The 6,862-nt window shown below is 72.1% G+C and carries 4 protein-coding genes; all 4 read left to right on the top strand.

The features are described from left to right. Positions 1-1,523, top strand: a 1,523-nt coding sequence (locus tag KBI44_20865; protein MBP9146936.1) for a choice-of-anchor I family protein, incomplete at its 5' end; no start/stop codon positions are given. A 365-nt stretch (positions 1,524-1,888) separates the two neighbouring features. Continuing rightward, the gene (gene thrB / locus KBI44_20860) at positions 1,889-4,420 is read left to right on the top strand and encodes a homoserine kinase (protein ID MBP9146935.1); all 2,532 of its coding nucleotides are present in this window, start codon (positions 1,889-1,891) and stop codon (positions 4,418-4,420) included. Beyond that, positions 4,417-5,757: a threonine synthase gene (thrC, locus tag KBI44_20855; GenBank protein MBP9146934.1), complete on the top strand. Its 1,341-nt coding sequence runs from the start codon at positions 4,417-4,419 to the stop codon at positions 5,755-5,757. Before thrB ends, thrC begins: the two co-directional genes overlap by 4 nt. A 19-nt stretch (positions 5,758-5,776) precedes the next feature. Beyond that, a partial coding sequence (gene asd / locus KBI44_20850; protein MBP9146933.1) for an aspartate-semialdehyde dehydrogenase occupies positions 5,777-6,862 on the top strand: 1,086 nt, incomplete at its 3' end.

Genomic DNA, 6,862 nt, shown 5'->3' with positions numbered 1-6,862 from the left:
CCGTCGACCTTTCCGCCGGCAAGATCCGGCTGGAGAAGATCGGCGGCTACTCGACCGGGCTGTTCGAGGAGGGTGGGGCGGAGATCGCCGCCTACAGCCGGACGGCGAAGCGGCTCTTCTTCGTCAATGCGCAGGCAAACGCAGTGCAGGCGCTCGACCTCTCCGACCCGGCCCACCCGGCGGCGCTCTTCACCGTCGACTTCGCGGCCTACGGTGGCGGCGTCAACAGCGTCGCCACCTGGGGTGACCTCGCCGCCGCGGCGGTCGAGGCCGAGGACAGGCAGCAGCCGGGCAAGGTCGTCTTCTTCGACCTTTCGGGTCGCATCCTCGCCGCGCTCCCGGCGGGCGCCCTCCCCGACATGCTCACGTTCACCCCCAATGGCGCCCACGTCGTCGTCGCGAACGAGGGCGAGCCGCTCGATTACTGCAGTCCGGGTCTCGCGAACGACCCGGAGGGTTCGATCACGATCATCGACGTCCCGGAAGACCGCTCCGAGCTCGCGAGCGCCACCGTCCGCACGGCCGATTTCCACTCCATCTATGCCGCGCTGCATCCCGAGGTGCGGTTCTTCGGCCCGAACGCCTCGCCGGCCCAGGACCTCGAGCCCGAGTACATCGCGGTGGCGGACGATTCGCGGACCGCCTACGTCACCCTGCAGGAGGCCAACGCCATCGCCGTCGTCGATCTCGCGACCGGCACGGTGACCGCGCTGCACGCGCTCGGCACCAAGGACCATTCGCAGCGCGTCAACCAACTCGACGCTTCGGATCGCGACGACGCGGTGCGCCTCGGCACCTGGCCGGTCGAAGGGCTCTATCAGCCCGATGCGATCGCCTTCTATCTCCACGACGGGCGCCGCTACCTGGTGACCGCCAACGAGGGCGACACGCGCGACTACGAGTGCTATTCCGAGCTCGAGCGCATCAAGGACCTGGACCTCGATCCGGAGCTCTTTCCGAACGCCGCGTTCCTGCAGCAGGACGAGAACATCGGCCGGCTCCGGGTGACCACCGCCGGCGCCGACCTCGACGACGACGGTGACGTCGACCGTCTGCGCTCCTTCGGCGGGCGCTCGTTCTCGATCTGGACCTCGCAGGGCAGTCAGATCTACGACAGCGGTCGGGAGTTCGAGCGTCTCCTCGGACGCCAGGATGCGGCGAACTTCAACTCCGACAATACGGAGAACGATTCGTTCGACTCGAGGAGCGATGACAAGGGGCCCGAGCCCGAGGCGTTGGCGCTCGGGACGATCGACGAGCGCGTCTACGCCTTCATCGGCCTCGAGCGCCAGGGCGGCATCTTCGCCTACGACGTCACCAACCCGCTGGAGGTGGCCTTCGCGGCCTACGCCAACACCCGCCTCTTCGGCGGCGACGCCGAGGCCGGCACCGCGGGCGACTTGGGCCCCGAGGGGCTGTTGTTCCTCCCCGCAAACCAGAGCCCGAACGGCCAGAACCTGCTGGTCTCCGCCAACGAGATCAGTGGCACCATCGCCATCTTCCGGGTGGTCTCGATCGACTGACCCGGCCGCCCCGCCAAGGAAAGGAGAGCGCCTGGTTCCGGAATGGGGCCAGGCGTTCTCCTTTGCGTTCGCGGGGGCGTGCGGCGGGCCCGGCGTTTGACAGTGGCCGAACGACGGCGGTAGCGTCCTCGCATGATGAGACCGCGCGAGCTGGCGATCGGCGCCGGCTGCATGACGTCGACGACGACGACCCCCCGCGCGAGCGGAGGGACGGGGCTCGCCTAGGCGAGAGGCGAGATGGCGCCGATGGCGCAGACACCGGCCCCGCTCCTCCGACGAGGTAGCGGGGTTTTTTCTTTTGCGGAAGACTCAGGGAGTGGGGTATGCCGTCGATTCGGCCATCGTTTCGACCGTCTTTTCGGGTCATGAAGTTCGGCGGCACCTCGGTTGCGGGAGCGGCGCCCATGCGTGCCGTGACGGAGCTGGTCGTTGAGGCGGCCGCGGCGGAGCGGGTGGGCGTCGTCGCGTCGGCGGTCTCCGGCGTGACCGACCTCCTGGTCGCCGGGCTGAAGCACGCCGCGGCGGGCGAGGTCGACCCGGCCGACGAGGCCGTCGCCCGATTTCGCGCCGTCCACGAGGCGATCGCCAGGGAGCTCGCACCGGACCTCGGCGCGACGCGCAGCGCAGCGCTGGCGGAGGGCCTGGCTGCGATCGTCCGCGAACTGGCGGAGATCCTCCGCGGCGTGGCGCTCCTTGGCGACTGCTCGGCGAAAGTGGAGGCGCGCGCCATCGTCCTGGGCGAGCGCGCGAGCTGCGCCCTCCTGTGCGAGCTCTTCGCCTCCCGTGGCCTCGATACCGACTTGCTCGACCCCGTGGAGCTCCTGCCTTGCAGCGGTGACCCGCTGGCGGCGACGCCGCGGCCGGACGAGATGAAGCGTCGGCTCGCCGTGCGGCGCAGCGCAGGAGGGGCGGTACTGCTCCTGCCCGGCTTCTTCGGTGGCGACGAGAGCGGCCAGGTGATGTGTCTCGGCCGCGGTGGCTCGGACTACTCGGCGGCGCTCCTCGCCCAGGCTCTCGAGGCGCGCCTGCTCGAGATCTGGACCGATGTCGACGGCGTCTTCACCACCGATCCGCGCCTCGCCCCGGCGGCCACCTGCCTCGAACGCATGAGCTACGAAGAGGCGATGGAGCTGGCGCATTTCGGTGCCAAGGTCCTGCATCCGCGGACGATCGCGCCGGCGCGCGCGGCGGGTGTTCCGGTGCGCATCCGCAACACCTTCCGGCCGGAGCACCCGGGCACGCTGGTCGAGCGTCGAAGCGCGGTGAGCGAGGGGAGTGGAGAGAGCGAAGGAGCAGAGAGGGCCGGACGCGTCGCCTGCGGCATCTCGTTCACCCGCGGCGTGGCGCTGGTCAGCCTCCTCGGCCCCGGCATGGAGGGGGTGCCCGGCGTCGCGGCGCGGCTCTTCGCGGCGCTCGCCAGCCGCGGGATCTCGGTCATGCTCATCACCCAGGGTTCGAGCGAGACCGCCATCTCCTTCTGTGTCGAAGCCGCTGCCGCCGACGAGGCGGAGCGGGCGGTACGCAGGGCGTTCGAGTCGGAGATCGATACCGGTCGGGTCGACGAGGTCGTGGCGCGACGGGATCTCGCGATCGTCAGCCTGGTGGGCGACGGCATGCGCGAACAGGTCGGCGTCGCCGGGCGCTTCTTCGGCGCGCTCGGGGACGCGGGCGTGAACGTCGCGGCGATCGCGCAGGGCGCCTCGGAGCGCTCGATCTCCGCCGTCATCGCGGCGGAGGACGGCGCGCGCGCCGTCGCGGCGGTCCACGAGCGGCTCTTCGAGCGCGCCTGGCAGAAGGGCCCGTCGACCCGTCCCTCGCCGGCGGCGCTGGCCCGCAAGCTCTCCGGCCCGATTCCGGAGAGCGGCTGGGTCACCGCCTACGCCCCGGCCGGCATCGGCAACTTCGCCGCCGGCTTCGATCTCCTCGGCGCGGCGCTCGCTCCGCTCGCTCCGATCACCGCGATCCCTCCGCTCACTTCTTTCGCGCCCCCCGAAACCGGGCTCTGGGGCGACTGCGTCGACGTGCGGCGCGCCGTCGGGCGCGAGGCGGGCGAGGGGGACCGCCTGGAGTGTCGCGGCCGATTCGCGCATCGGCTGCCGGCCGAGCCGCTCGAGAATCTCGTGCTCAAGGCTCGCGATGCCTTCGCATCCCGGCTCGCTTCGCCCCTGCCGGCGCTCGACTTCGTCCTGCACAAGAACCTCCCGGTGGCGAGCGGCCTGGGCTCGAGCGCGTCGTCCGTGGCGGCGACGCTGGTGGCGCTCAACGAGCTCCTCGGGCAGCCGCTGGACGATCGCGCGCTGCTCGCCGCCGCCGGCGAAGCCGAGGCGCAGGCCTCCGGCGGGGTGCATCTCGACAACGTCGCACCGGCGCTCCTCGGCGGGCTGCGGCTGGTCGACCCGGAGTCGGGCTCGCGCGCCTTGCCCTTTCCCGAGGAGCTGCTCTTCGTCCTCTGGGTGCCGGCGCTCGAGCTCGAGACGCGCTTCGCGAGGAGCGTTCTGCCGCGCGAGCTCCCGCTGCCGGACGCCATCGCCTGGGCACAGAACCTCGCGGCGCTGATCCACGCCCTGCACACCGACGACCGGCACCTCCTGCGCGTGACGCTCCGCGACGCGCTCGCCGAGCCGCATCGCGCCGCGCTCGTCCCCGGCTTCCGCGAGGTGCAGCGGGCGGCACTCGCGGCGGGGGCGCTCGGCTGCACGCTCTCCGGCGCCGGCCCCGCGGTCTTCGCGGTGGTCGAGCCCGAGGCTGCCGAGACGATTGCTGCGGCCGGCCTCGCCGCCTGGCGCGCGGCCGGCGTCGCGGTCGAGGCGCGGCTCTGCCGGCTCGACCGCGAGGGCGCCCGGCGGCTGGAATCGCTCGAGAATGCTCGAGAACGGGCGGAGAGCTCGAGTCGATGATCGTCACCAGCACCCGCGACGCCTCCCTGCGCGTCACGTTCAAGGAGGCCGCCCTCCGCAACGCGCCCGGCGACGGCGGTCTCTACCTCCCGGCCGGTCTGTCGCCGTTCGCCGACGTCGCAGAACTCCTCGCGCTGCCGTTCGGCGCACGCTCGACGGAGATTCTCCGGCGCCTCCTCGCCCCCGAATTCCGTCGCAGCGAGGTGGAGTCGATGGTCGCCGCGGCGTTCGATTTCGAGGTTGCCTACCGCGAGATCGGGCCCGCTCTCTCCGTGCTCGAGCTCTTTCACGGTCCGTCGCTGTCGTTCAAGGACTTCGGCGTGCGCTTCCTGGCGCAGGTCCTCGCGCGACTGGGACCGAGTGCCGATGATGCCGATGATGCCGATGATGCGGACGATGCCGACAACGGCGGTGGGCGACGCACCGTGCTCACCGCGACCAGCGGAGACACCGGCGCCGCGGTGGTGAACGCCTTCCATCGCCTCGCGGGGTTCGCGGTCGTCGTGCTCTATCCGCAGGGGCGGATCTCGCCCCTGCAGGAGCGCCAGATCGCGACGCTCGGCGACAACGTTCAGGCGTTCGCCGTCGCGGGTTCGTTCGACGACTGCCAGCGCCTGGTGAAGAGCGCCTTCGCCGATCCGGAGCTCGCCCGAAGGGCCGGCCTGGTGTCGGCGAACTCGATTCACCTGGCTCGCCTGCTGGCGCAGATCACCTACTACTTCGAGGCCGCGGCGCGCGCGGCTGCCGCCGCAGACGGCCGCCCCCTGGTCGTCGCCGTGCCGTCGGGAAACTTCGGGAATCTTTGCGCCGGCCTGCTCGCGCAGCGCCTGGGAGCGCCGATCGCGACGCTGGTCGCGGCGACGAACGCCAACCGCACGGTGCCCGATTTCCTCGATGGGCAGCCGTTCTCGCCCCGCGCCAGCGTCGCGACGCTCGCGAACGCGATGGACGTCGGGGCGCCGAACAACTGGCAGCGGATCGAGCGCCTGTTCGCGGACGACGCGGCAGCGATGCGCGCGAGCCTGCGCTGGGGGAGCGCCGACGATCGTGCGACTCGCGCTGCGCTCGCCCGCCTCGCGGCGGAGGGCTATCGCTGCGACCCGCACGGCGCGGTGGCCTGCGACGTCCTGCGGCGGAAGCTCCAGGCCGGCGAGCACGGGCTCTTTCTCGCCACCGCCCACCCGGCGAAGTTCGAGGCGACCCGCGACCCGGCCGAGCCGCTGCCGGCGGCGCTCGCCGCGGCCGCCCAGCGCCCGCTTCTCGCCCGGCCGCTCGCGCCGGAGACTGCCGCACTGCGCGCCGCTCTGCTCGATATCGCGCACCGAGCTCGCTTCTGATCCGGAAAGGACTCTGCCCTTGCTCACTCCCTTCCCGCCCCCTTCGTCCCGTCTTCCCGTCACCGTGCTGGGCGCCACCGGTGTCGTCGGCCAGCGCTTCGTGCGCCGGCTCGCCGCACACCCCTGGTTCGAGATCCGCCATCTCGCGGCCAGCGAGCGCAGCGCCGGCAAGCGTTACGCCGAGGCCTGCGACTGGCGCCTCGGGGGCGAGCCGTACGCCGGTTTCGGCGACCGGGTGCTGGCATCGTGCACGCCGCGCGAGGCCCCGGCGGGGATCGTCTTCAGCGCGCTCGACACCGCACCGGCGCGCGAGCTCGAACCGCTGTTCGCCGCGGCGGGCGCCTGGGTCTTCTCGAACGCCTCGGCGTACCGCATGGAGCCCGACGTGCCGCTCCTCGTGCCCGAGGTGAATGCCGCCCACCTTGCGCTGGTCCCGCGCCAGCGCCGCGAGCGCCGCTACTCCGGCGCCATCGTCTGCAATCCGAACTGCACGGCAACTGTGCTGGTGATGGCGCTGGCGCCGCTTCAGGCCGCTTTCGGTGTCGAGGCGGTGCTCATGACCTCGATGCAGGCGGTGAGCGGCGCCGGCTACCCGGGCGTCCCGGCGCTCGACATCCTCGGCAACGTCATTCCGTACATCCGCGGTGAGGAGGAGAAGGTCGAGGAGGAGACGCGCAAGATGCTCGGCGCCCTGGATGGCGAGTCGGTCGCGCCCGCCGCGGCGAGGGTCTCGGCGCTCTGCCATCGCGTGCCGGTTCTCGACGGCCACACCGAGGCGGTGAGCGTGCGGCTCGCGGGCAACCCGTCGCTCGCGCTCGTGCGCGAGGTGCTCGCCTCGTTCCGCTCCCTGCCTCAGGAGCTCGCGCTGCCCTCGGCGCCGCAGGTTCCGATCCTCCTCCACGACCGGCCCGAGCGTCCCCAGCCGCGGCTCGACCTCGCCGACTCGGTGGAGGCGACCTCGGGCATGCCGGTGCACATCGGCAGAGTGCGCGAATGCCCGGTGCTCGGCGTCAAGTTCGCTCTCCTCGGCCACAACGCCGAACGCGGCGCCGCCGGCGCGAGCCTGCTCAACGCCGAGCTCGCCGTGGCGACCGGCTGGTGGGCC

Source organism: Thermoanaerobaculia bacterium, from assembly GCA_018057705.1.
Taxonomy (GTDB): domain Bacteria; phylum Acidobacteriota; class Thermoanaerobaculia; order Multivoradales; family JAGPDF01; genus JAGPDF01.
This window is presented reverse-complemented; position numbering and strand designations above follow the sequence as displayed.